The sequence below is a fragment of the Blautia acetica genome, from assembly GCF_038739805.1.
Taxonomy (GTDB): domain Bacteria; phylum Bacillota; class Clostridia; order Lachnospirales; family Lachnospiraceae; genus Blautia.
In genome coordinates this window covers 82,046-103,577 of the sequence record NZ_JBBEWO010000008.1, presented here as the reverse complement: position 1 = coordinate 103,577, position 21,532 = coordinate 82,046, and the positions used below count along the sequence as shown (strand labels likewise).

Here is a 21,532-nt window from a genome sequence, read left to right as displayed (position 1 = left end):
TTTATGCAAATGGGTTTTCTGTCGGATACAGTGTTCCCTTCGGCTGATTGTAATTGATTTCTTCCACCTCTACACCCAGGTATTTGAATACTTCATACAGGGCTTTTCCAAAGTGTCCGAAAGCAACGGCTCCGTGGTGCGGATAATTTTTCTCTACCAGTACATGACGGTAGAAACGTCCCATTTCTGGAATTGCAAAGATACCGATACCGCCAAAGCTCTGTGTTGCTACAGGCAGAACCTCACCCTGTGCAATGTAAGCGCGAAGTTTGCAGTCTGCAGTGCTCTGGAGACGATAGAAGGTAATGTCGCCCGGAATGATATCTCCTTCCAGAGTTCCCTGTGTTACTTCTTCCGGCAGAGTTCTGGCCATAATCATCTGATATTTCATAGAACATGCTGTCAGCTTGCTTGCTGCTGTATTTCCGCAGTGGAAGCCCATAAACGTATCTTTCTGTGTATAGTTGTATTTTCCTTTGATTTCATCATCGTAAATATATGCCGGAACGGTATTGTTAATATCCAGCAGAGTAACGGTATCCTGGCTGATAACTGTACCGATATATTCGCTTAAAGTTCCCCAGATATCTACTTCGCAGGAAACCGGAATGCCTCTGTCTGTCAGACGGCTATTTACATAACATGGAACAAAGCCAAACTGTGTCTGGAAAGCAGGCCAGCATTTGGTTGTCAGTGTCACATATTTTCTGCAGCCTTTGTGTGCTTCCACCCAGTCTAAAAGAGTGATTTCGTACTGTGCCAGTTTTGGCAGAATTTCCGGTTTCATGTTGCCTTCACCAAGCTCTGCTTCCATTTCTTTTACTACGTCAGGAATACGCGGGTCATCTGCATGTTTGTTGAATGCTTCAAATAAGTCTAACTCTGAGTTTTCTTCGATTTCCACACCTAAATCATATAATCTCTTAATAGGCGCATTGCAGGCCAGAAAGTTGGTCGGACGAGGACCAAAGCTGATGATTTTTAAGTTTCTTACCGCAACTAATGCTCTTGCAACCGGTGCAAATTCATGAATCATTTCTGCTACTTCTTCAGCAGTTCCAACCGGATATTCCGGAATGTATGCTTTTAAGTTACGCAGTTTTAAGTTGTAGCTTGCATTTAACATACCGCAGTAAGCGTCGCCTCTGCCCTGCACCAGGTTGCCTTCTTCTGCTGCTGCAACTACCATGGACGGACCGTGGAATGCTTTTACCAGCATGGTTTCTTCTGTTTCCGGTCCGAAGTTTCCAAGGTAAACTACCTGTGCGTTGCAGCCTGCCTCTCTTAAATCCTTAGAAGCCTTCATCATATCGGTTTCGCTTTCCACAACAACAGGACATTCGTAGATTTCTCCGCCAAAGTTTTTCTTATATGCTTCCACAACTGCTTTTCTTCTGTTTTCAGATAAAGACATTGGGAAACAGTCACGGCTTACTGCCACGATTCCTAATTTTAATTCTGGCATATTTGATAAATTCATAGTATTTTCCTCCTGATTCTTGTCATATTCTCTCTTATTTTATAGATAAATTTTCGCCCTTTAAGCCTTCAAAAGCACCCTCAATGTTTGCCTCTTTATGGGCAATGAGCCATTTGTTTCTTGCAAAAAGCAACTTATCCTCAGGTGTATTTCCCGTGGTTTTCGGTGCTTCTGTATTGGTTCCTTTTGGCAGCACAACGGCAGTGCAGAACTTGTTTTCATGGGCATTGCACGGCGCATAGTGCAGTGTTGTGGCATAGACTTCCACCACAGTTCCCGCAGGTATGAAAAAGGCCTCCATCTTAGAAGTGTCGTATGTAAAATCCTCTTCAATGTCCTGTTCTTTTCCCAGAATCAGAATCAAATCGGTAAGAGCCACATTCACTTCAGAGTCTCTGTGATACTCCACTGCATTCAGCAGATAATTGCTGCCGCTGCAGTACCCAATCTGTATGGGCATTCCTCCAAACAGACTATTGCCAATCTCTTCACAGCAGCCGCATGCCTCCAGCTTGCTGTCCGATGCCACATAAATCACATCATCCGGCTGTGGAACTTCCTTTAAAGCTGTGAGAAGTTCAGATACATCCATGCCCTCCACTACTTTGCCATACGCTTGAAAGGCCGGGTCTGTAACCTTCAAAATATTCATCACGCACTGAAACCTCCTTACTTAGTTTAGTCATTAAACTATATCTTCATGCTACCATTCCTCCTGCAAAAAATCAAGTTGTTTTTTGAAAAAATCCGTCGTAATTTTATACAAAAAAACAGGAGAATCATAGGGCATATTTCCATGATTCTCCTCTTGAAAAGACAAAATTTTCTCTATTCTTTTGTCTGTGCTGCCACAGTAATATCTTTCTCAAAATATTTCTGGGAAAGTTCTTTTAAGGTTCCGTCTTTCTTTAATTCCTGAAGATTTTCTTCCAGCTTCTTTGTCATAGGATTTCCTTTTTTTGTAAACACCGCAAGTTCTGTATATTCGGTATCCTGTCCTGTTTTTTCCTTCACGGAAGAAATGTCCGCATAGGGAGAGGTGTGGGAGTAATGGGTTTCATTCCAGTCTGAAAGTCCCACAGAGGAAATTACACAATCATACAAATCTGCGTCCAGTGATTTCAGCAGATTTTCCTCTGAGGTGTCTACAATTTCCAATTCCAATCCCATTTTTTCCGCCAGCTTGCCTGCCAGTTCCACATCAAATCCCTCCGGCTTATTCGTATCTTCCGACAGATAACACATAGAGGGAATTTCCAGATGCATGCCCACTTTGAGCATCCCCTTTTCCACCGGCTCTGCCTCACTTCCCGGAAGCTGACAGCCTGCCAGCATCTGTACAAAAAGCACGCAAAGCAGTCCGATGACAGTCCCTTTTTTCCATATATTTTTCTCTTTTGTTCTATTGTTCTGGTTTTTCATATCGTTCATTCCCGCTTTGTCCGTTTTCACATATTTGTTCCAGACCACCATACCACGGAAAGAAAGGATTTGTCAATCCGCACGGTAAATATCCATATATTCCAGCAGACATCCCCCGTCCTCAAAGGCCGGGAACAAAAATCCTCCTACCGGTTTCCCCGGCTCGTAATCGCCGGACACAGGGCAGACGGCGCAGATAAGATGTTCAAAGGTCTGCTCAGATTCTCCCAATCTTTCATGGTCCGCGGCCTTAGCCGGAATGTCATAGCGGTCATGAAAGAGGTAAATGGCATAGTCGTAAGGTAATTGGCACAGCTCTATGACACGCTCATAGAAAAGGTCCAGCAGAGCGTCGTTTTTCAGTCCGCAGTCCCGAATAGCCCAAAGAAGCTGCCATAATCCCTCTTTTCCCATTTCTTTCTCGGAAAATTTTTCTCTCTTTAGTCCTTCGTTGGTCTTTGCAAAAGGAATTGCCTTTGCAAGCGCCAGATTTTTCTCCTTGTCGCTTGGAGAAAGTTTCAAAAAATCTGTATTAAAAGTTCCGTCTATAAAGCCTTCGCTGTCAACATAACACCCGGCGATTCTGGTAATGGACGTGCGCTTTGGAGTCATGCGCCTGGTAAGCAAAAGCATGTCTTCTCGATTGATTTGCATAGTGTTTCTCCTGTTCTGTGTTTTATACATTTTAATATATCCCCTCAGTAAAAACAATCCTGAATTTTCTCACACTTGTAAAAGATTTTCCACAATGGTATGATAGATATAGAAAACGTAAGAAGAAAGGCTGGCAAATGAAAAACTGGAACGGAAAACCATACCACTCTTTTGATTCTATGCTAAAAGAACGCTTTCACGGCAAGGTATATAAGGTAGCCCTAAACGGCGGCATGACCTGCCCCAACCGGGACGGCACTCTGGGCAGCCGCGGCTGTATTTTCTGCAGTGCTGGCGGTTCCGGGGACTTTGCAGGGGACCGGAGAGATACCATCACCCAGCAGATAGAAAAGCAGACGAAAAGTATTCGGGCAAAGAGAAACGCAGACAGCTTTATTGCCTATTTTCAGGCATACACCAATACTTATGCCCCGGTGGAATACCTTCGGAGCGTCTATACAGAAGCCATTTCCCATCCAGACGTAGTGGCACTCTCTATCGGAACGCGTCCGGATTGTCTGGGAGAAGATGTCCTGAACCTCTTAGAAGAACTGAACCGCATAAAACCTGTGTGGGTAGAGCTTGGACTGCAGACCATTCACGAGAAAACAGCCCGCTACATCCGGAGAGGCTACCCTTTATCCTGCTTTGATACAGCTGTAAAAAACTTAAGAGAACGAAACCTGGAAGTCATCGTACACACTATTTTAGGACTTCCCCATGAAACACAGAGCGATATCCTGGCTACCATGAACTATTTAAACCGCATGGACATCCAGGGAATTAAGCTGCAGCTTCTGCATGTGCTTAGGGGCACAGATTTGGCTGACGATTATCTGGCAGGGAAATTTCAGGTGTATTCCATGGAAGAGTATCTGGATTTGCTCATAGACTGTCTGGAACACCTCTCACCGGAAATTGTCATTCACCGGCTCACCGGAGACGGTCCCAAAGACCTGCTGCTGGCGCCTTTATGGAGCAGCGCAAAAAGGACTGTGCTGAACACCCTGCACCGGGAATGTAAAATCAGAAATTCCTATCAGGGAAAACAATATAAGGAGGATTAAAAAATGTCGGAACCTCTTACACTCTATAAACTGATTATTCTGTATATGCTGGAAAAGGTGGACTTTCCCCTGACCAATGCCCAGATTTCCGGCTTTGTGCTGGACAAAGGATACACCAATTACTTCCACTTACAGCAGGCTATTTCGGAACTCATTGACTCCAATCTCATAGAGGCAAAAACCATACGAAATTCCTCTTACTTCCAGATTACCGAGCAGGGAGAACAGACCCTCTCCTACTTCGGAGACCAGATTTCCGATGGTATCAAGGCCGATATTTCTGCTTTCTTTCAGGAAAACATTATACAGATGCGGGAAGAACTGTCTGCCATTGCCGATTATTACAAGGGCGAAGAAGGGGGCTGGCAGGTACGCTGCCGTTTGAAAAAAAGAGACTTCCCCATGGTAGACTTAACCATTGCCGTCCCCACGGAAGAAGCCGCTTCTGCCGTATGTCTCAACTGGAAAGAGAAAAGCCAGGATATCTACGAAAATCTCATAGAGCTTCTGCTGTAACTGTAAAAACAGAGACTGCCCCATGAAGTGCATACCAAGAATCTTTATCCATTCCTGCTTGCAATTTCATGGGGCAGCCTCGTTTTACTGGGGCAGTCCCTACAACAACAGCTTCGTGTAGGAAGATTTCGGATGAGCAAATAAGTCTTCCGTATCCTGCTGTTCTTCTATTTTTCCGTCCTTCATGACCATCACCCGGTCACACATCTGATAAATCACGTTCAAATCATGGGATATAAACAGAATGGACAGTCCCATTTCCTCCTGCAGATGCACCATAAGTTCCATAATCTGCTTCTGTATAGTCACATCAAGAGCAGATACCGGCTCATCTGCAATAATAAATTTTGCTCCCTGTATCAGCGCGGCAGCAATACTCACCCGCTGCCTCTGTCCTCCGCTTAACTCCCGTGGATAGCGCCTAAGCTGCTCTGTTGTAAGCCCTACCTTTTCTCCCATGGCAAGCACCTTCTGCTTCCGCTGTTCCTTTGGTATTTTCTGCATACGAAGAGGCTCTTCTAAAATCCATTCCACTCTTTTACTGGGATTCAGAGAAGAAAAAGGGTCCTGAAAAATCATCTGGGGACGTTCTGTATGATGTACAATCTCTCCCTCGTCTGTCTTTACAAATCCCAAAATTGCCTTAGACAGTGTGGATTTCCCACAGCCGCTCTCTCCTACCAGTCCCAGAATTTCGTTTTCCCGTACTTCAAAGCTGATGTCTTTTAACACTTCTTTCCGGCTTTTGCTTTCCTTATAAGAAACAGACACCTGTTTGACTTCCAGTACCTTTTTCACTGTGCTTCACCGCCTTTTCTTCTTCGCAGAGATTCTCCCCGTGTGGGAACAGCGGCCAACAGCTTTTTCGTATATTCCTGCCGGGGCTCTTGAAAAATCTCCTCCACGGTTCCCATTTCTACAATTTTTCCCTGATTCATGACAATCACCCGGTCACAGAGCCGCCGTATCACACCCAAATCATGGGATATAAACAAAATTCCTGTGTGATGTTTTTCATTGATTTTCTTTAGCAGTTTCAAAATCTGGCTCTGTATGGTCACATCCAATGCCGTAGTGGGTTCGTCTGCAATGAGAAGTTTGGGTTCTGTCACCAGGGCTGCTGCAATCATAATTCTCTGTCTCATTCCTCCGGAAAGCTGATGGGGATAACGGTTGTAAATATTCTCCACTTCGGCTAATTCTACCTCTCGCAGCATGTCCAGGGCTCGTTTTTTACATTCCTCTTTTGTATAGGAAGTATGCAGCCTGAGGCCCTCTTCCACCTGCTGCCCCACAGGCAGTACAGGATTTAAAGACGTCATGGGCTCCTGGAAAATCATGCTGATATCTTTTCCCCGGACAGCTTCCAGTTCCTTTTGAGAAAACTCTGCCAGATTTTTCCCCTCAAAGAGAATTTCGCCCGCAGAAATTTCCTCATGCTTTTTCAGCAGTCCCAGAACCGACAGGGCGGTCTGGGTTTTCCCGGAACCGGATTCTCCTACAATGCCCAGTATTTCTCCCTCCTTCATGGCAAAAGAAATATCTTTTACCACCTCCAGAGGGGGCTGTGTATCGTAAAATTTCAGCTGCAGATGTCTGATTTCCAACAAGCTCATATTATTTCCCGCCTTTCTTTAAAAGTCCATCACTTAAAAGAGAAAATCCAAGAGCCAGCAGCAAAATACAAAGCCCCGGAAAAATGGCGCACCATGGAGCGCTCATAAGATACGTCTGGGATTCTGACAACATTCTTCCAAGAGAGGCATCCGGAGGCTGTACACCGATTCCCAGATAACTCATACCCGCCTCTGCCAGCACCGCATTGTTAAAACCAATGGCAGCCATGGAAAGCACGGACGGCAGTGTATTTGGAAAAATGTGCACAAACATAATCCGCAGATGGGAAACCCCCATAAGACGGGCGCTTTTCACATAATCCATTTCCTTCTGAGCCAGAAATTCACCTCTGGTAATTCTGGCAAAGCTGGGAATAAAGACAACAGAAAGTGCCAGTATCACATTGTATTTACCCGGTCCCAAAACTCCGATGAACACCAGAGCCAGCAGAATATGGGGAAAGGAAAAAACCACGTCGTTAAACCGCATGAGCACTTCATCTACCCAGCCGCCGAAATACCCGGTAAAAGCTCCCACCAGAATTCCGATTCCGCCGCCCAACACGACTGTGGACACTGCTACAAAAAAAGTTGTTCCTGTTCCTTTCATCACCCGGCTTAATATATCCCTTCCGAAGTGGTCGCACCCAAACAGGTGCTCTGCACCGGGAGCTGCAAACTTGGTCGCCCCATTCATGGCGTCCGGGTCGTAAGGCGTATAAAAAAGTCCCGCCAAAAGAAACAGCAGCATAAAAAGGGCAATGAAAATCCCCAGAATCAAATTGTAATTTTTCTGTTTTTTCTTCATCTTTCCACCCCTTACTCCCGGATTCTGATACGCGGGTCAATCCTGCTGTACAGCAAATCCACAATAAAGTTAATCACAACCACCAAAGCCGCAATCAGTACAATAATGCCCAGTACTACCGGATAGTCCCGATTGGAAATGGAGGAAATCAGCAAACTTCCCATTCCCGGAATCGTGAAAACCTGCTCGATAATCATACTGTTTGCAATGATATCCGCAATGGTCATGCCCCAGAAGGTCAGCACCGGAATCAGGGCATTTTTTAAAACATGATGATACATCACTCTGTTTTTCGTATTTCCTCTGGCCAGAGCTGTCCGCACATAGTCCGCTTCCATCTGAGAAATGACAGAACTTCGCAGCATTTTCACACCCATGGCACACCTGGGCAGGGCTATGGCCACGCAGGGGGCTATGAGATACCCCAGAAACCCTGCAAAATCTTCCGAAGCCGCCACATAAGCCCCGGGTGTAAACCACTTCAACACCAGTCCGAAAACATAGGTGATAACAATTCCCAGCAAAAATCCCGGCACCGACATGACCACCTGATTCAAAACCATCAGTATCCTGTCCAGCCAGCCGCCCTCGTGCTGTGCCGTAAAAATTCCCAAAGGCACAGACAGCGCCAGAATCATGAGAAACGCCATCAGAGTAATGGCTATGGTCACCGGAATTTTTTCCTTCAGCATCTGGGCCACGGGCATGGAATAGCTGTAGGACTCTCCCATGTCTCCTGTCACAAAATTTTTCAGCCAGATACCATACTGCACCACTATGGGTTTATCCAGCCCCATTTCCTTTTGCAGGGCCTCTACCTGTTCCTCTGTGGCTTCTGTCCCCAGCTTTGACCTTGCCGCGTCTCCCGGAATTACAGAGAAAGCAAAAAAAGACAAGAATGAGACAATCAACAACGTTATAATGAGAGTTCCTGTTTTTTTAATCACATATTTCATATTCTGTCTTTCTCCTTTTCTCCTGTTCTTTCTAATTCTTATTTGATTTTATAAATTTTTGCCATATCCAGCACATACAGCGGATAGAATACATAGCCGCCGTAGTCCTTTCGCAGTACCACTTCTGACGCCATGTCCTGAATATAGACATTGGCTGCATCATCGCTTAACAGTGTCTCCATTTTCTTATACAGCTCTATTTGTTCCTGCTCATTGGTACTCTTCTTCACCTGCTCATACAGCTTGTCGTACTCCGGATTACTGTAATTGATAAAATTGGTTCCTGCCTGTGAGGTAAAACGCTCTAAAAGAGCTCTGCCGCTTAAATAAGCTGCGTCAATTCCCACAACCGTAGACTGGAATTTTCGGTCTGCATACACATCACTGAGCCAGCTGTCCCATTCTATCAGCTGAATCTGCGCGTCAATGCCCACCTGCTTTAACTGCTCTGCCAGCACCTGAGCCGTGTCAATATGCTGCTGATAGTTGTTTGGTACTGTAATGGTCATCTCAAATCCGTCGGGATAACCCGCCTCTTTTAAAAGCTGCTTTGCCTTCTCAATATCCTGCGGATATTTATCTGCCAATTCCGGCATATAGTACTTTTCAAAAGCAGGAAACATACTGCTGCCGATAATGGTTCCTTTGCCGTCTGCCATCATGTCCAGCACTTCCTGACGGTTGACTGCATAGCACAGAGCCTGACGCACCTTCACATCATCAAAGGGTTTTTCCTTATTGTTCAAATACAGCGCCTGAATCAGGTTCATGCCTCCCTCATAAATGGTCAAATCTTCATCCTCTGCAAGCTGAGCCGACTGAGTGGAATTGATTCTGGGATACATATCTATGGAACCGCTCTTTAATCCAGTTACAATGGCATTGCTGTCTCCGGCAATTTTAAAGGTTACCTTGTCCAGATAAGCCTGGTGCTCGCTGTCCCAGTAATCTGTAAATTTCTCTATTACAATATTTTCCTGAGGAGAGCGTGATACATACCGGAACGGACCTGTTCCCACCGGATTTTTGTCCAAATCCGCTGCATGTTGCGGAACAATCGCCACTGTCAGATAAGCCAAAAATTCTGTATCCGGCTCTTTTAATGTAATGGCAACCGTCTGTGCATCCGGTATTTCTACCTTCTCCACATTAGAAAACGCCGCTACCAGCGGAGTTGTTCCCTCACTGATACCGGCGCAGCGTTCAATCGAATATTTTACATCTTCTGCGGTCACTGTAGTTCCGTCGTGAAATTTCACATTCTGTCTCAAAGCAAAGGTATACACCTTTCCGTCTTCTGAAATTTCATGGGACTGCGCAACTGCGTCTGTGTAATTTCCCTGTTCATCAGGTTTTACCAAACCTTCATAAATGTTGAATAGGACTTCTTTCGTTCCTGCCGCTACCGATTTGTGTGGGTCAAGACTATCCTCCAAATCCTGAGGAATCCCTACTACTATAGAACCGCCCATAGTCGGTTCTCCCTGTGTTTCCTGAGAACTGCTGTCTTTTTGAGATTCTTTGTTCCCATCCTTTTCGTCCTGGCAGCCGCCAAGTACAATAGTAAGGGTCATCACCAAAAGCAACATGAGTATTCTTTTTACTTTTTTCATGACTATCTCCTTTTTACATATCAGTTCTCTCATTATGTAATTGTCAAGGTTATTTTATACATGGTAAGGGGAAAATGCAAGTATCTTTTGGGGTACACAGAGAATTTGCTTTTCTGCCAGACAAGCTGTTTCAAATTGGGAGAACAATAAGCAAAATGTTAAAAGTCCGCAAATGCTGGGACATCCCAGTATTTACGGACTTTTGCACAAAATTCTATTTCATCATTTTTTTCAGTTCATCCATAAAGGTGTCAATATCCTTAAACTCCCTGTACACAGACGCAAAACGAACATAAGCCACCGCATCCAATTCTTTGAGTTTGTCCATAACAATTTCCCCAATCAGTGTGCTTGGAACTTCTTTTTCCTCTTTGTTGAAAATCTCTGTCTCAATTTCGTCCATAAGATTTTCAATGGTTTTGACGGAAATGGGTCTCTTATAGCAGGCCCGCATAATGCCGTCCTGTATTTTCATACGGTCATACTGCTCTCTGCTCTGGTCTTTCTTGATAACCGTAAGCGGAATGGTTTCAATCTTTTCATAAGTAGTGAAACGCTTTCCACATTCATCACACTGACGCCGTCTGCGGATGGAATTATTATCCGGCACAGGCCTGGAATCAATGACTCTTGTATTCTCCTGATTGCAAAACGGACACTTCATAACAAAGCCCTCCTGTCTTTTGTATATCCCCGGCAGTGACTAAGCAAGAAGTGCATCTGCCAGCGTTTCCATATTCTGAACATCTGCTTCCTTCATAACAGATTTCACCGAAACAACCGGCTCACAGATTTCCATATCCTTCATCTCTTCCAAATAAGCTCTCATCAGTTTACCAGCCATAGGCGCCCAGGAACCGTTTTCCACGATTCCCACTTTTCTCTTTCTGTAAGTTTTCACCTTCAGATGGTACAGGAAATCTTCCATGGCAGGGAAAAGTGCACCGTCATAAGTCGGTGCCATAACCACCAGCTTGTCATAACGGAATGCGCAGGAAACAGCTTCTGACATATCATCTCTTGATAAATCAAACAGTCTTACTGCCTTTTCCCCCTTATCGGTCAGGATTTCAGCCATTTTTTCTGCTGCCTTTGCCGTATTTCCGTGAATAGAAGCATACGCAATGACAACACCGTCTTCTTCCGGTTCATAGCTGCTCCAAGTCAGATATTTGTCAATATAAAATCCCAGATTTTCTTTTAAAATCGGTCCGTGCAGCGGGCAGATAGTCTGAATATCCAAAGTTGCCGCTTTCTTTAATAAGTTCTGTACCTGCACACCGTATTTTCCTACAATATTGATAAAATATCTTCTGGCTTCGTCTGTCCAGTCCTCTTCTTCGTCCAATGCGCCAAACTTTCCAAAGCCGTCTGCAGAGAAAAGAATCTTTTCGGACTGCTCATATTCCACCATAACTTCCGGCCAGTGTACCATAGGCGCCATAAAGAACTGCAGGGTATGGCTTCCCAGACTTAACGTATCGCCTTCTTTTACCACTACTTTTCTCTCAGAAAAATCAAAATCAAAGAACTGCGGCAGCATAGAGAAAATTTTTGCATTTCCTACCAGCTTCATTTCCGGATACTTTTCTGCCAGACGCTGAATGTTGGAAGCGTGATCCGGCTCCAGGTGGGAAATCACAAGATAGTCCACACTGCGTCCGTCCAAAGCCTTGTCCAGATTCTCCAGCCACGGGTCTGTAGCTCTTTTATCTACGGTATCCATAACTGCTACTTTTTCATCTAAAATTACATAAGAGTTATAAGAAACTCCTTTCGGAACCTTATACTGGCTTTCAAATAAATCAATGGTCTTGTCGTTTACGCCAATAAATACAACTGAATCAGAAATTTTCATATCATACATGGGTTTGAATTCCTCCTTGGCTATAATATATCCGTATCATATCTATTATATATGGGAAATCAAAATTTTTCTACCGCTTTTCTTGTTTTTTTTGCCATTCACCCTTTAAAATATCCATAAAAAGCATATCGTGATACATTCCATTGATATAATAAGCCTCCCGCAGTCTTCCGCAGTGGGAAAATCCTGCTTTTTCGTAACACTTTATGGCCCGGGTATTAAAGCTGTACACCCGAAGAGACAGACTGTGTAAATTCAGCACATCAAACGCATATTCCTGCAAAAGTTCCAGTACTTCACGTCCGTATCCTTTTCCGCGGCTCTCCTCTTCTCCCAGAAACAGCCCAATCTCCGCACATCTTCTCCTCCAGTTGATATTCTGAATCCCACAGTTTCCCAAAAGCCGGTTGGAACTCTGCTCTACAATAGCAAACTGATACTGGTCTCTCTCCTGGGAAATCCAGGCCCGCTCCCCTTCCAGCGTCATCATAAGGTCTGTATTGCCTACATTGTCTGTCACATCACGCCGGTTCAGCCACTCGGTATACTGTTCTGCATCATCTGCATTCATGGGGGATAAATATACTTTTTCACCTGCTATTTTTCTGTAGTATCGCATAGTCCACTCCTCCTCTTTCCTTAAATTGTTACTATATTACAAAACTTCTCTTAAAATGTCAATACAATTCTTCCTCTTCTTGACGCAGTAAAAGAAACCCTCTACAATAGACTTACAACATTGCAGGAGGTTTGAACATGAATACTTATACAGATATCATTCTGAAACACTTAAAAGCTCTGCTGTCCATTGACAGCCCTACGGGATACACCAGAGAAGTCACCGATTATCTCATAAAGGAATACCAGGCTTTGGGATACCAGCCTCAGAAAACCGTTAAAGGCGGCGTTTTGGTAGACCTTGGGGGCAGGGACGCCGAAAATGCCGTTTTTCTGGAAGCCCATGTAGATACCCTTGGCGCCATGGTTCGTGAAATTAAAGCAAACGGCCGTCTGTCTCTTACCCCGCTTGGCGGTATGAATGCCAACAATGCGGAGGCGGAAAACTGCCGTATTATCACCCGTTCCGGAAAGGTTTATGAAGGCACCTGTCAGCTCTGCGATGCCTCGGTCCATGTAAACGGAAAATACGACGAGACAGGACGAACCTTTGATACCGTAGAAGTGCTGCCGGACGAAAAGGTAACTACCAAAGAAGATACCCAGGCCCTTGGAATCATGACCGGCGACATTGTAGCCTTTGACCCCCGGACAACCATTACCAACAGCGGCTACATCAAAAGCCGTTTCCTGGACGATAAACTCAGTGCAGCGATTTTGCTTGGCTATGCTGCTTATCTGAAAGAAGAGAACATTGTCACAGAACGGAAACTCTATCAGCACTTCACGGTTTACGAAGAGGTCGGCCATGGCGGCGCCGCTTCTATTCCCCAAGGTGTCACAGAAGTGCTTTCCGTGGATATGGGCTGTGTAGGTGAAGGACTGGAATGTAAAGAATATCAGGTTTCTATCTGCGCCAAGGACAGCGGCGGCCCTTATACTTATGACTTAGTCAGCAGTCTCATAGAAGCCGCCAGAAAAGAAAATCTGGATTTCGCCGTTGACGTCTATCCCCACTACGGTTCTGACGCCGAAGCTGCTCTGCGGGCCGGATATGACGTCCGCCACGGACTCATCGGCGCCGGTGTTTACGCTTCCCACGGTTATGAGAGAAGCCACATCGACGGTGTAAAAAACACCTTTTTACTGTTAAAAGCCTATTTGGGATAGATACGTTTTAAAATTTATAAATAAAGTTTCCACTTTTTTTATAAAACAGACATATTTTACTAACATTTTCTCCTTATAATAGGTTTTGGATAGTTGATAAACCACTCACTATCTCCCCCCTCAAGTTGAAAAAGCCCGGTACTTCGGTATCGGGTTTTTTCTATTGCTTTTCCAGCGGGGAATGGATATAATCTTTCTATAAGTTTTTATTTGAAAGAAAGAGGGACCAGATTATGACCAGAAAAAAAGTAGTGGTCGCTTTAGGCCACAGAGCACTGGGTACCACCCTTCCGGAACAGAAGGAAGCGGTAAAAGCATCAGCAAAGGTTCTTGCAGACCTGGTAGAAGCCGGTGCGGATATTGTAATTACTCACAGCAATGCACCCCAAATCGGTATGATACATACAGCTATGAATGAATTTGGCAAGGTACATCCGGCTTATACGGCAGTGCCTATGTCCGTATGTTCTGCTATGAGCCAGGGCTACATTGGATATGACATTCAGAATGCCCTCAGGGCTGAACTGCTCAGAAGAGGTATCTACAAACCAGTGAGCACCATTTTGACCCAGGTAACCGTAGACCCTTACGATGATGCCTTCCACGAACCGATAAAAGTCATCGGAAGAACTCTGACAAAAGAAGAAGCGGAAAACGAAGAAAAGAAAGGCAACTATGTCACCAAGACAGAAAATGGCTACCGGCGTATTGTGGCAGCACCCCTGCCGGAAAAAATCATTGAAATAGATGCCATTAAGGCTCTGTCTGACGCAGGTCAGATTGTCATTGCTGCCGGCGGCGGCGGTATTCCTGTATTAGAGCAGGACGAAGAATTGACTGGAGCCAGCGCAGTCATTGAAAAAGACCTTATCAGCGGCAAACTTGCCTGCCTTTTGGACGCGGACGAGCTTCTGATTCTCACCAGTGTGGAAAATGCCTCTGTCAACTATCATTCTGAGACAGAAAAGCAGCTGGGCAGAGTTTCTGTCAGCGAACTGAAGGCTTACATGGAGGAAGGACACTTTGAAGACAACACCATGCTTCCTAAAATTCAGGCTTCCATCGAATTTGTAGAAGGAAAACCGGGACGCACAGCTGTCATTACCTCTATTGGAAAAGCAAAAGAAGGATATCTTGAAAAAACAGGCACTGTTATTACAGCATAAAAAGAAGCCTGCGGCATAAAGCTTAGGAGCTGCCGCAGGCTTTTCTGTTCTTTCCAAAAATTCTGTTAATTGTCTTCTGGGGAATTTCAAACACCAGAATAATGCCCAGCACCATGGCAATGGCAATTCCCAATGTCTCTCTTCCATAGTGCAGACTCAATTCCCGATTGTCCAGCATACTGTAATAAATAGTTCTGTAAATACCGATTCCCGGCACCTCAGGAAAAATTCCTGCAATGAGAAACAGAGTTACCGGACATTTCTTTACTGTGCTTCCGATTCTGGAAGCCAGGGTAATAAAAACTGTTGCTGCAAAATTGGCCTCCACGGCTCCTGTATGAAAAATATTTATCATCCCCCAGCAGATAAACCAGCCTGCACCGCCAATGAAGACGCACAGGGGATAATGCTCTCTCGGCACGGAAAACAAAACGGAAAACGCCATGGTTCCGAAGCCTGCGGCCAAAAACTGCAAAAGCCCTTCCCATATCATAAGATAATTCCTCCCGTCAAGCGATAGTATAAAATATACATCAGACCCACGCCCAGAGAAATTCCCAGAGCCACCATAAGGGCATCCAAAAAACGCACTCCGCCGCCAATATAGTTTCCTTCCGCAAAATCCCGGACTGCATTGACCAAAGAGACGCCGGGAACCAGAGGCATGACAGAGCCTACCAGAATTTTTCCAGGCGCATTTCCGAGTCCCAGGCGGTAAAAAAGCACTGCAAAAAGAGAAACACAAAAACCGCCAATACAGTTCACCACGATTTTTGAAGTTTTTTTCTCCCTTTTGTCTATAAGGGCCAGAATTGCATATAAAAGTACACCGGACAGAAAAGCGGCAAACATATCCGTAAATTTTCCTCCCAACAGGTAACAGAAGCTGCCGGAACCCAGCCCTGCCGAAAGAATCCGCACCAACGGGCGTTTTCCCGGCATATTTTTAATAATCTCCAGACGTTCTTCCGCCTCTTCTAAGGTATACTTTCCTTCCACAATTTCTCTGGAAAGCTGATTCACAGCCGCCACCCGATAGAGTTTGGCACCCTGAATGGGGATATGCTTTACGCTGGCATAAATCTCCCCCTCTTCATTCTCTGCCGTGAGAAAAATTCCCGTGCTCATAACAAAAGGGCTGCACTTCTCTATGCCAAAGGCCCTGGAAATTCTTTCAATCGTCTCTTCCACACGAAAAATCTCCGCACCTGCGTCCAGAAGAATACGACCTGCCTCCATGGACAGGTCTAATACTTTTTTATCATAACTTTTCATACAGATACCTCTGCTTCTGTACCGGATTTCCCGTATTACAGCTATTTAAAAATAGTAAAATACAGCATTACCACAACGCCCAGCACAATACGATACCAGCCGAATACACGGAAGTCATGTTTCTTAATATATCCCATCAGGAATTTGATAGCCAGAATGGAAACCACAAAAGATACCAGGGTTCCCACCCCTAAAATAATCAGTTCCTGAGCAGAAAAAGCCAGACCGAACTTCACAATCTTTAAAAGACTTGCCCCAAACATTACAGGGATGGCTAGGAAAAAGGTGTATTCTGCCGCCACGGTACGGGAAGCGCCCAAAAGGATTCCGCCGATAATCGTTGCACCGGAACGGGAGGTGCCCGGTATCAGGGCCAGTACCTGGAAGATACCGATATACAGCGCCATCTTCCAGGAAATATCCGCAATGGAATCTACCTTTACCGTTCTTTTTTCATTGTAGTCTTCCACCAGAAGGAACAGTACACCATACACCATCAGCATAACAGCCACAACAAACCAGTTGTTGAACTTTTCTTCAATAAAATCATCAAAAGGCAGTCCTATGATAATGGCAGGAAGACAGGAAACCAGAATTTTAAACCACATAACCATTTTGTCTATCTTGGTAAAACGGCATACAAAACCTGCTGCTTTCTCAATCTTGGTTACATTTTCATGTTTCGGCTTTTTATTCTGGAAGGGCCATATCTTATTCCAATACAGCACAACCACCGCCATAATGGCGCCAAGCTGAATGACCACCATAAACATTTCCCAGAAAGCCTTGCTGACGTCCAGCTTTACAAACTCTTCCACCAGAATCAGATGTCCCGTGCTGCTGATTGGCAGCCACTCGGTGATACCTTCTACGATTCCCAGGAAGATAACCTTTAATAATTCGATAAAATCCATGCCCTGCTCCTTTAAATTTCGGCAATATCAATGAGTTCCAGTTTCTCAATGTCTGTATTTTCCAGACTGGTTACAAGAGCCTCTGCCGTATCCAGAGCTGTCAAAACGTTGACTCCCGTTTCAATGGCATTTCTGCGGATAATAAATCCGTCTTTTGCTTTCTCCACACCCTGAGACGGTGTATCAATGACTAAGTCAATCTTATGTCCCAGAATCAAATCCATCAGGTTTGGAGAAGGCTGTTCAATTTTATTGGTTCGGATAGCTTTTACGCCGTTGTCATTTAACACTCTTGCCGTGCTGCGTGTAGCGTAAATCTTATACCCCAGCGCTTCAAAACGTCTGGCAATCGGAATAATATCTCCCTTATCCTCATCCCTTACTGTAATAATCATGTTTTTATGCTTCGGAAGGTGGATACCGGCACCTAAGAAGGCTTTATACAGAGCTTCATTAAAGCTTTCGGAAATACCCAGACACTCTCCTGTAGACTTCATTTCCGGTCCCAGGCTGATGTCTGCGCCCCGGATTTTCTCAAAGGAGAATACCGGCATTTTCACTGCATAGTGTCTGGCCTCCGGCTGTAAGCCCGGTGTATATCCCAAATCTTTCAGCTTATGTCCCAGAATTACCTTTGCTGCAAGAGGTACAATGGGAATACCCGTTACCTTGCTGATATAAGGCACAGTACGGCTGGACCTTGGATTTACCTCGATGACATAAACTTCCTCTTTGCACACAATAAACTGAATGTTAATCATCCCCAGCACATGAAGGGATTTGGCCAGTCTTCTGGTATATTCTTCAATGGTTTTCTTTGCGGTGTCGCTGATAGTACGGGCCGGATATACGGAAATACTGTCTCCGGAATGGATACCTGCCCGCTCAATGTGCTCCATAATACCGGGAATCAAAATATCCTCGCCATCGCATACTGCGTCTACTTCGATTTCTTTTCCCTGGAGATATTTGTCAACCAGGATAGGGTGTTCCTGTGCAATGCGGTTGATAATACCGATGTACTCCTCCACGTCCTTGTCATGAATGGCAATCTGCATCCCCTGTCCGCCCAGTACATAAGAAGGACGCACCAGTACCGGATATCCCAGTTCGTTGGCTGCCTTTTTCGCTTCTTCGGCTGTATATACGGTATGACCCTTTGGTCTTGGAATATGACACTCTTCCAAAATAGCGTCAAACAATTCTCTGTCCTCTGCCGCGTCTACGTTTTCTGCAGAGGTTCCCAGAATCTTCACACCCATTTTAATCAGGGCTTCTGTCAGCTTAATGGCTGTCTGTCCGCCAAACTGCACCACTGCACCGTCCGGTTTCTCAATATTCACCACATTTTCCACGTCTTCCGGTGTCAATGGCTCGAAATACAGCTTGTCTGCAATATCAAAGTCTGTACTTACGGTTTCCGGGTTATTGTTGATGATAATGGTCTCGTAGCCTTCCTTGGCAAAGGCCCAGGTACAGTGTACGGAACAGAAGTCAAACTCAATACCCTGACCGATACGGATAGGACCGGAACCCAGAATCAGAACTTTCTTCTTCTCTGTCTTTCCGTCTGCTTCGTTTTCCCCACCGTATACGGAATAATAATACGGCGTCACTGCTGCAAATTCTGCTGCACAGGTATCTACCATTTTGTATACGGCTGTGATATCCCATTTTTTACGCAGTTCTTTGATTTCTTCCTCTGTTTTCCCGGTAAGCTTTGCAATGACGTTGTCCGGGAATTCCATACGTTTTGCTTCTCTTAATAAGTCTTCGCTTAATTCCTCTTTCTTTAATGCCTGCTCCATTTCCACGAGAATGGCAATTTTATCAATAAACCAGATGTCAATCTTCGTCACTGCATGAATATCCTGGTAAGAAATGCCCCGGCGCACAGCCTCTGCAATTCTCCAGATACGCATATCGTCTACAATATGAAGCTGTTCTCTCAATTCCTCTTCTGTAAGTCCTGTAAAATCATAGGACATAAGGCTGTCTACATGCTGCTCCAAAGAACGGATTGCTTTCATCAAAGCGCCCTCAAAGTTATTGCAGATACTCATAACCTCTCCGGTAGCCTTCATCTGGGTGGTCAGTGTTCTCTTAGCGCTGATGAATTTATCGAAAGGCAGTCTCGGAATCTTTACCACACAGTAGTCCAGCATAGGTTCAAAGCTGGCATACGTCTTTCCTGTTACTGCATTTTTGATTTCGTCTAAAGTGTAACCCAGAGCAATCTTAGCCGCTACCTTGGCAATAGGGTAGCCTGTGGCCTTGGAAGCCAGGGCAGAAGAACGGGATACACGGGGATTTACCTCGATAACACAGTATTCAAAACTGTCTGGATTTAAGGCATACTGCACGTTACATCCACCGGTAATGCCCAGTTCTGTAATAATATTAAGCGCAGAGGTTCTAAGCATCTGGTATTCCTTATCCCCCAGTGTCTGGGAAGGAGCCACAACAATACTGTCGCCTGTGTGCACGCCTACCGGGTCCAGGTTTTCCATGTTGCATACGGTAATACAGTTTCCTGCGCCATCGCGCATAACTTCGTACTCGATTTCTTTCCAGCCTGCAATGCAGCGCTCCACCAGAACTTCTCCTACACGGGAAAGTCTGAGACCGTTTTCCAGAATCTCTACCAGCTCTTCTTCGTTGTTGGCAATACCGCCGCCGCTTCCTCCAAGCGTGTAAGCCGGACGCAACACCACCGGATAGCCGATTTTATTGCTGAAGGCAATACCGTCTTCCACGTTTCTTACCACTAAAGAAGCAGCGATTGGCTCACCGATTTTCTCCATGGTATCTTTAAATTCCTGACGGTCTTCTGCTTTCTTAATGGTTTCTGAGGTTGTTCCAATAAGGCGCACGTTATGTTCTTTCAGAAATCCGCGCTCTTCCAGTTCCATAGCCAGATTCAGACCTGCCTGTCCGCCCAGTGTAGGCAGAACGCTGTCCGGTTTTTCCTTGAGAATCAGCTGTTCTACTACTTCTACAGTCAAAGGTTCAATGTAGACCTTATCTGCAATGTCCTTATCTGTCATAATGGTTGCCGGGTTGGAGTTTAACAGTACAACTTCAACCCCCTCTTCTTTCAGAGAACGGCAGGCCTGTGTACCTGCATAGTCAAATTCTGCCGCCTGTCCAATGACAATAGGGCCTGAGCCCAGCATCAATACTTTTTTAATTTCCGGGTTCTTTGGCATTATCGGTTCACCTCCATCATTTTTAAGAATCTGTCAAACAAATAACCGGAGTCCTGTGGTCCCGGGCATGCTTCCGGATGAAACTGCACAGTGAATATATTTTTTCCGGTGTATTTCAGTCCTTCATTTGTCTTATCGTTGACATTTTCAAAGGCCGGAACTGCAATGTCCGGATTTAAGGTTTCTGTATCCACTACATAACCATGATTCTGGGAAGAAATATAAACTCTTCCGGTTTCCAAATCTTTTACCGGGTGATTGCCGCCTCTGTGTCCATATTTCATTTTCTTTGTATCCGCTCCTGTAGCCAGGGCCATCAGCTGGTGTCCCAGACAGATAGCAAAAATCGGCACCTCTGACGCATACAGTTTCTTTACTTCTTCTATAATAGAAGTACATTCCTTCGGGTCCCCGGGACCATTTGACAGCATAATGCCGTCCGGATTGGAATTTAAAATGGTTTCTGCTGAAGTAAAGGCAGGATAAACCGTTACCTGACAGCCTCTTTCATTTAAAGACTGGGCAATGTTGTCCTTTGCACCAAAGTCCAGCAAAGCCACTTTTTTGCCGCTGCCCTCCAGTACATGGGATTCTGTGCAGGTTACCTTTTCCACAACCTTTCCTGTAGTATACGCTTTCAGGCGCGGAAGGATTTCTTCTAAATTATAGGCCGCATTTGTGGTAATCATACCGTTCATAGTTCCCTTTTCTCTCAGAATTCTGGTCAGGGCTCTGGTATCCACACCTGCGATTCCCGGTATATCATATTTCTTTAAAAAGTTCTGAATGGTATCTTCACTTCTGAAATTACTTGGAATACGGGATAACTCCCTTACAATGTAGCCGTCCGGCCAAGGTCTTAAAGATTCCTGGTCTTCATGGCAAATGCCATAATTTCCAATCAAAGGATACGTCATGCAGACTGCCTGTCCGGCATAAGAAGGGTCTGTCAAAACCTCCAGATAACCTGTCATAGAAGTATTAAAGACAATCTCACTGATGACTTCCTTTGTAGAGCCAATGCTGGTTCCTTCAAAGACGGTACCGTCTTCCAGTATCAAAAATGCTTTCATTCTCTCACCTGTCTTCCTTTCTGATGGCATAAAGCCTTAAAATTCCCCAAATTGTAAAAAGTGTATCACAACACCTGATAATTTTCAACCTTTTCTTGTTTGAAAATC

21 protein-coding genes are annotated in these 21,532 nt (G+C 44.9%); 4 read left to right on the top strand and 17 right to left on the bottom strand.

The window, feature by feature from the left end; all coding sequences use genetic code 11:
• Position 1: 1 nt before the first annotated feature.
• The 4 genes from WBS51_RS07575 to WBS51_RS07560 all read right to left on the bottom strand — a co-directional run bounded on the left by WBS51_RS07575 (position 2) and on the right by WBS51_RS07560 (position 3,556).
• Entirely contained in the window at positions 2-1,480 is a 1,479-nt protein-coding gene (locus WBS51_RS07575) for an L-fucose/L-arabinose isomerase family protein (RefSeq protein WP_173747830.1), read from the bottom strand.
• 34 nt (positions 1,481-1,514) lie between these two features.
• Positions 1,515-2,132, bottom strand: coding sequence for a DUF4867 family protein (locus WBS51_RS07570; RefSeq protein WP_291681473.1), 618 nt, complete (start codon positions 2,130-2,132; stop codon positions 1,515-1,517).
• A gap of 176 nt (positions 2,133-2,308) precedes the next feature.
• Positions 2,309-2,953 carry a transporter substrate-binding domain-containing protein gene (locus WBS51_RS07565; RefSeq protein ID WP_302702878.1) on the bottom strand — a complete coding sequence of 215 codons (645 nt, stop codon included), beginning with the start codon at positions 2,951-2,953 and terminating at the stop codon, positions 2,309-2,311.
• Positions 2,954-2,974: 21 nt separating this feature from the next.
• Complete coding sequence (locus WBS51_RS07560) at positions 2,975-3,556, bottom strand: DUF4317 family protein (protein ID WP_294459598.1); 582 nt, start codon at positions 3,554-3,556, stop codon at positions 2,975-2,977.
• Between the two features lie 137 nt (positions 3,557-3,693).
• Between WBS51_RS07560 and mnmL the strand changes: the two genes are divergently transcribed.
• Positions 3,694-4,623 (top strand): tRNA modification radical SAM protein MnmL/YtqA, encoded by a 930-nt coding sequence (mnmL, locus tag WBS51_RS07555; protein WP_294459599.1) that lies wholly within the window; start codon positions 3,694-3,696, stop codon positions 4,621-4,623.
• 3 nt (positions 4,624-4,626) lie between these two features.
• Positions 4,627-5,139, top strand: a complete 513-nt coding sequence (locus tag WBS51_RS07550; RefSeq protein WP_173747836.1) for a DUF4364 family protein — start codon at positions 4,627-4,629, stop codon at positions 5,137-5,139.
• A gap of 99 nt (positions 5,140-5,238) precedes the next feature.
• Here WBS51_RS07550 and WBS51_RS07545 read toward each other — a convergent pair whose 3' ends face one another.
• The 8 genes from WBS51_RS07545 to WBS51_RS07510 form a co-directional block, all read right to left on the bottom strand.
• A complete protein-coding gene (locus tag WBS51_RS07545) occupies positions 5,239-5,937 on the bottom strand; it encodes an ABC transporter ATP-binding protein (protein WP_294459604.1) in 699 nt (232 codons plus the stop codon).
• Positions 5,934-6,755 carry an ABC transporter ATP-binding protein gene (locus tag WBS51_RS07540; protein WP_294459606.1) on the bottom strand — a complete coding sequence of 274 codons (822 nt, stop codon included), beginning with the start codon at positions 6,753-6,755 and terminating at the stop codon, positions 5,934-5,936. Before WBS51_RS07540 ends, WBS51_RS07545 begins: the two co-directional genes overlap by 4 nt.
• Before the next feature lies 1 nt (position 6,756).
• Positions 6,757-7,563 carry an ABC transporter permease gene (locus WBS51_RS07535; protein WP_294459608.1) on the bottom strand — a complete coding sequence of 269 codons (807 nt, stop codon included), beginning with the start codon at positions 7,561-7,563 and terminating at the stop codon, positions 6,757-6,759.
• 11 nt (positions 7,564-7,574) lie between these two features.
• Positions 7,575-8,519 (bottom strand): ABC transporter permease, encoded by a 945-nt coding sequence (locus WBS51_RS07530; protein WP_294459610.1) that lies wholly within the window; start codon positions 8,517-8,519, stop codon positions 7,575-7,577.
• 38 nt (positions 8,520-8,557) lie between these two features.
• Positions 8,558-10,132, bottom strand: coding sequence for an ABC transporter substrate-binding protein (locus WBS51_RS07525; protein ID WP_173747846.1), 1,575 nt, complete (start codon positions 10,130-10,132; stop codon positions 8,558-8,560).
• A gap of 214 nt (positions 10,133-10,346) precedes the next feature.
• Positions 10,347-10,796: a transcriptional regulator NrdR gene (gene nrdR, locus WBS51_RS07520; protein ID WP_173747848.1), complete on the bottom strand. Its 450-nt coding sequence runs from the start codon at positions 10,794-10,796 to the stop codon at positions 10,347-10,349.
• 39 nt (positions 10,797-10,835) lie between these two features.
• A complete protein-coding gene (locus tag WBS51_RS07515; RefSeq protein WP_173747850.1) occupies positions 10,836-11,999 on the bottom strand; it encodes an FprA family A-type flavoprotein in 1,164 nt (387 codons plus the stop codon).
• 70 nt (positions 12,000-12,069) lie between these two features.
• Positions 12,070-12,618, bottom strand: a complete 549-nt coding sequence (locus tag WBS51_RS07510) for a GNAT family N-acetyltransferase (RefSeq protein WP_173747852.1) — start codon at positions 12,616-12,618, stop codon at positions 12,070-12,072.
• 137 nt (positions 12,619-12,755) lie between these two features.
• Here WBS51_RS07510 and WBS51_RS07505 point away from each other — a divergent pair, with 137 nt between their 5' ends.
• Positions 12,756-13,787 (top strand): M42 family metallopeptidase, encoded by a 1,032-nt coding sequence (locus tag WBS51_RS07505; RefSeq protein ID WP_173747855.1) that lies wholly within the window; start codon positions 12,756-12,758, stop codon positions 13,785-13,787.
• A 233-nt stretch (positions 13,788-14,020) separates the two neighbouring features.
• Positions 14,021-14,953 carry a carbamate kinase gene (arcC, locus tag WBS51_RS07500; protein ID WP_173747857.1) on the top strand — a complete coding sequence of 311 codons (933 nt, stop codon included), beginning with the start codon at positions 14,021-14,023 and terminating at the stop codon, positions 14,951-14,953.
• Between the two features lie 22 nt (positions 14,954-14,975).
• Here arcC and WBS51_RS07495 read toward each other — a convergent pair whose 3' ends face one another.
• The 5 genes from WBS51_RS07495 to WBS51_RS07475 are packed head-to-tail and all read right to left on the bottom strand — an operon-like array spanning position 14,976 to position 21,424.
• On the bottom strand, positions 14,976-15,446 hold the full coding sequence (locus WBS51_RS07495; protein ID WP_173747859.1) for a threonine/serine exporter family protein: 471 nt from the start codon (positions 15,444-15,446) through the stop codon (positions 14,976-14,978).
• Positions 15,443-16,228, bottom strand: coding sequence for a threonine/serine exporter family protein (locus WBS51_RS07490; protein ID WP_173747861.1), 786 nt, complete (start codon positions 16,226-16,228; stop codon positions 15,443-15,445). The genes WBS51_RS07495 and WBS51_RS07490 overlap by 4 nt, the downstream gene beginning before the upstream one ends.
• Before the next feature lie 41 nt (positions 16,229-16,269).
• Positions 16,270-17,142, bottom strand: a complete 873-nt coding sequence (locus WBS51_RS07485) for an undecaprenyl-diphosphate phosphatase (protein ID WP_173747863.1) — start codon at positions 17,140-17,142, stop codon at positions 16,270-16,272.
• A gap of 11 nt (positions 17,143-17,153) precedes the next feature.
• Positions 17,154-20,351: a carbamoyl-phosphate synthase large subunit gene (gene carB, locus WBS51_RS07480; protein ID WP_173747865.1), complete on the bottom strand. Its 3,198-nt coding sequence runs from the start codon at positions 20,349-20,351 to the stop codon at positions 17,154-17,156.
• Positions 20,351-21,424, bottom strand: coding sequence for a carbamoyl phosphate synthase small subunit (locus WBS51_RS07475; protein ID WP_173747867.1), 1,074 nt, complete (start codon positions 21,422-21,424; stop codon positions 20,351-20,353). The genes carB and WBS51_RS07475 overlap by 1 nt, the downstream gene beginning before the upstream one ends.
• Positions 21,425-21,532: the final 108 nt, after the last annotated feature.

Bases quoted from the DNA above. Each gene is read 5' to 3' on its own strand.
- nrdR (WP_173747848.1), bottom strand. From the start codon at position 10,796: ATGAAGTGTCCGTTTTGCAATCAGGAGAATACAAGAGTCATTGATTCC.
- WBS51_RS07525 (WP_173747846.1), bottom strand. From the start codon at position 10,132: ATGAAAAAAGTAAAAAGAATACTCATGTTGCTTTTGGTGATGACCCTT.
- WBS51_RS07540 (WP_294459606.1), bottom strand. From the start codon at position 6,755: ATGAGCTTGTTGGAAATCAGACATCTGCAGCTGAAATTTTACGATACA.
- WBS51_RS07505 (WP_173747855.1), top strand. From the start codon at position 12,756: ATGAATACTTATACAGATATCATTCTGAAACACTTAAAAGCTCTGCTG.
- arcC (WP_173747857.1), top strand. From the start codon at position 14,021: ATGACCAGAAAAAAAGTAGTGGTCGCTTTAGGCCACAGAGCACTGGGT.
- WBS51_RS07565 (WP_302702878.1), bottom strand. From the start codon at position 2,953: ATGGTGGTCTGGAACAAATATGTGAAAACGGACAAAGCGGGAATGAAC.
- WBS51_RS07560 (WP_294459598.1), bottom strand. From the start codon at position 3,556: ATGCAAATCAATCGAGAAGACATGCTTTTGCTTACCAGGCGCATGACT.
- WBS51_RS07535 (WP_294459608.1), bottom strand. From the start codon at position 7,563: ATGAAGAAAAAACAGAAAAATTACAATTTGATTCTGGGGATTTTCATT.
- WBS51_RS07530 (WP_294459610.1), bottom strand. From the start codon at position 8,519: ATGAAATATGTGATTAAAAAAACAGGAACTCTCATTATAACGTTGTTG.
- WBS51_RS07495 (WP_173747859.1), bottom strand. From the start codon at position 15,446: ATGATATGGGAAGGGCTTTTGCAGTTTTTGGCCGCAGGCTTCGGAACC.
- WBS51_RS07570 (WP_291681473.1), bottom strand. From the start codon at position 2,132: ATGAATATTTTGAAGGTTACAGACCCGGCCTTTCAAGCGTATGGCAAA.
- WBS51_RS07490 (WP_173747861.1), bottom strand. From the start codon at position 16,228: ATGAAAAGTTATGATAAAAAAGTATTAGACCTGTCCATGGAGGCAGGT.
- WBS51_RS07575 (WP_173747830.1), bottom strand. From the start codon at position 1,480: ATGAATTTATCAAATATGCCAGAATTAAAATTAGGAATCGTGGCAGTA.
- WBS51_RS07510 (WP_173747852.1), bottom strand. From the start codon at position 12,618: ATGCGATACTACAGAAAAATAGCAGGTGAAAAAGTATATTTATCCCCC.
- WBS51_RS07485 (WP_173747863.1), bottom strand. From the start codon at position 17,142: ATGGATTTTATCGAATTATTAAAGGTTATCTTCCTGGGAATCGTAGAA.
- carB (WP_173747865.1), bottom strand. From the start codon at position 20,351: ATGCCAAAGAACCCGGAAATTAAAAAAGTATTGATGCTGGGCTCAGGC.
- WBS51_RS07515 (WP_173747850.1), bottom strand. From the start codon at position 11,999: ATGTATGATATGAAAATTTCTGATTCAGTTGTATTTATTGGCGTAAAC.
- WBS51_RS07550 (WP_173747836.1), top strand. From the start codon at position 4,627: ATGTCGGAACCTCTTACACTCTATAAACTGATTATTCTGTATATGCTG.
- mnmL (WP_294459599.1), top strand. From the start codon at position 3,694: ATGAAAAACTGGAACGGAAAACCATACCACTCTTTTGATTCTATGCTA.
- WBS51_RS07475 (WP_173747867.1), bottom strand. From the start codon at position 21,424: ATGAAAGCATTTTTGATACTGGAAGACGGTACCGTCTTTGAAGGAACC.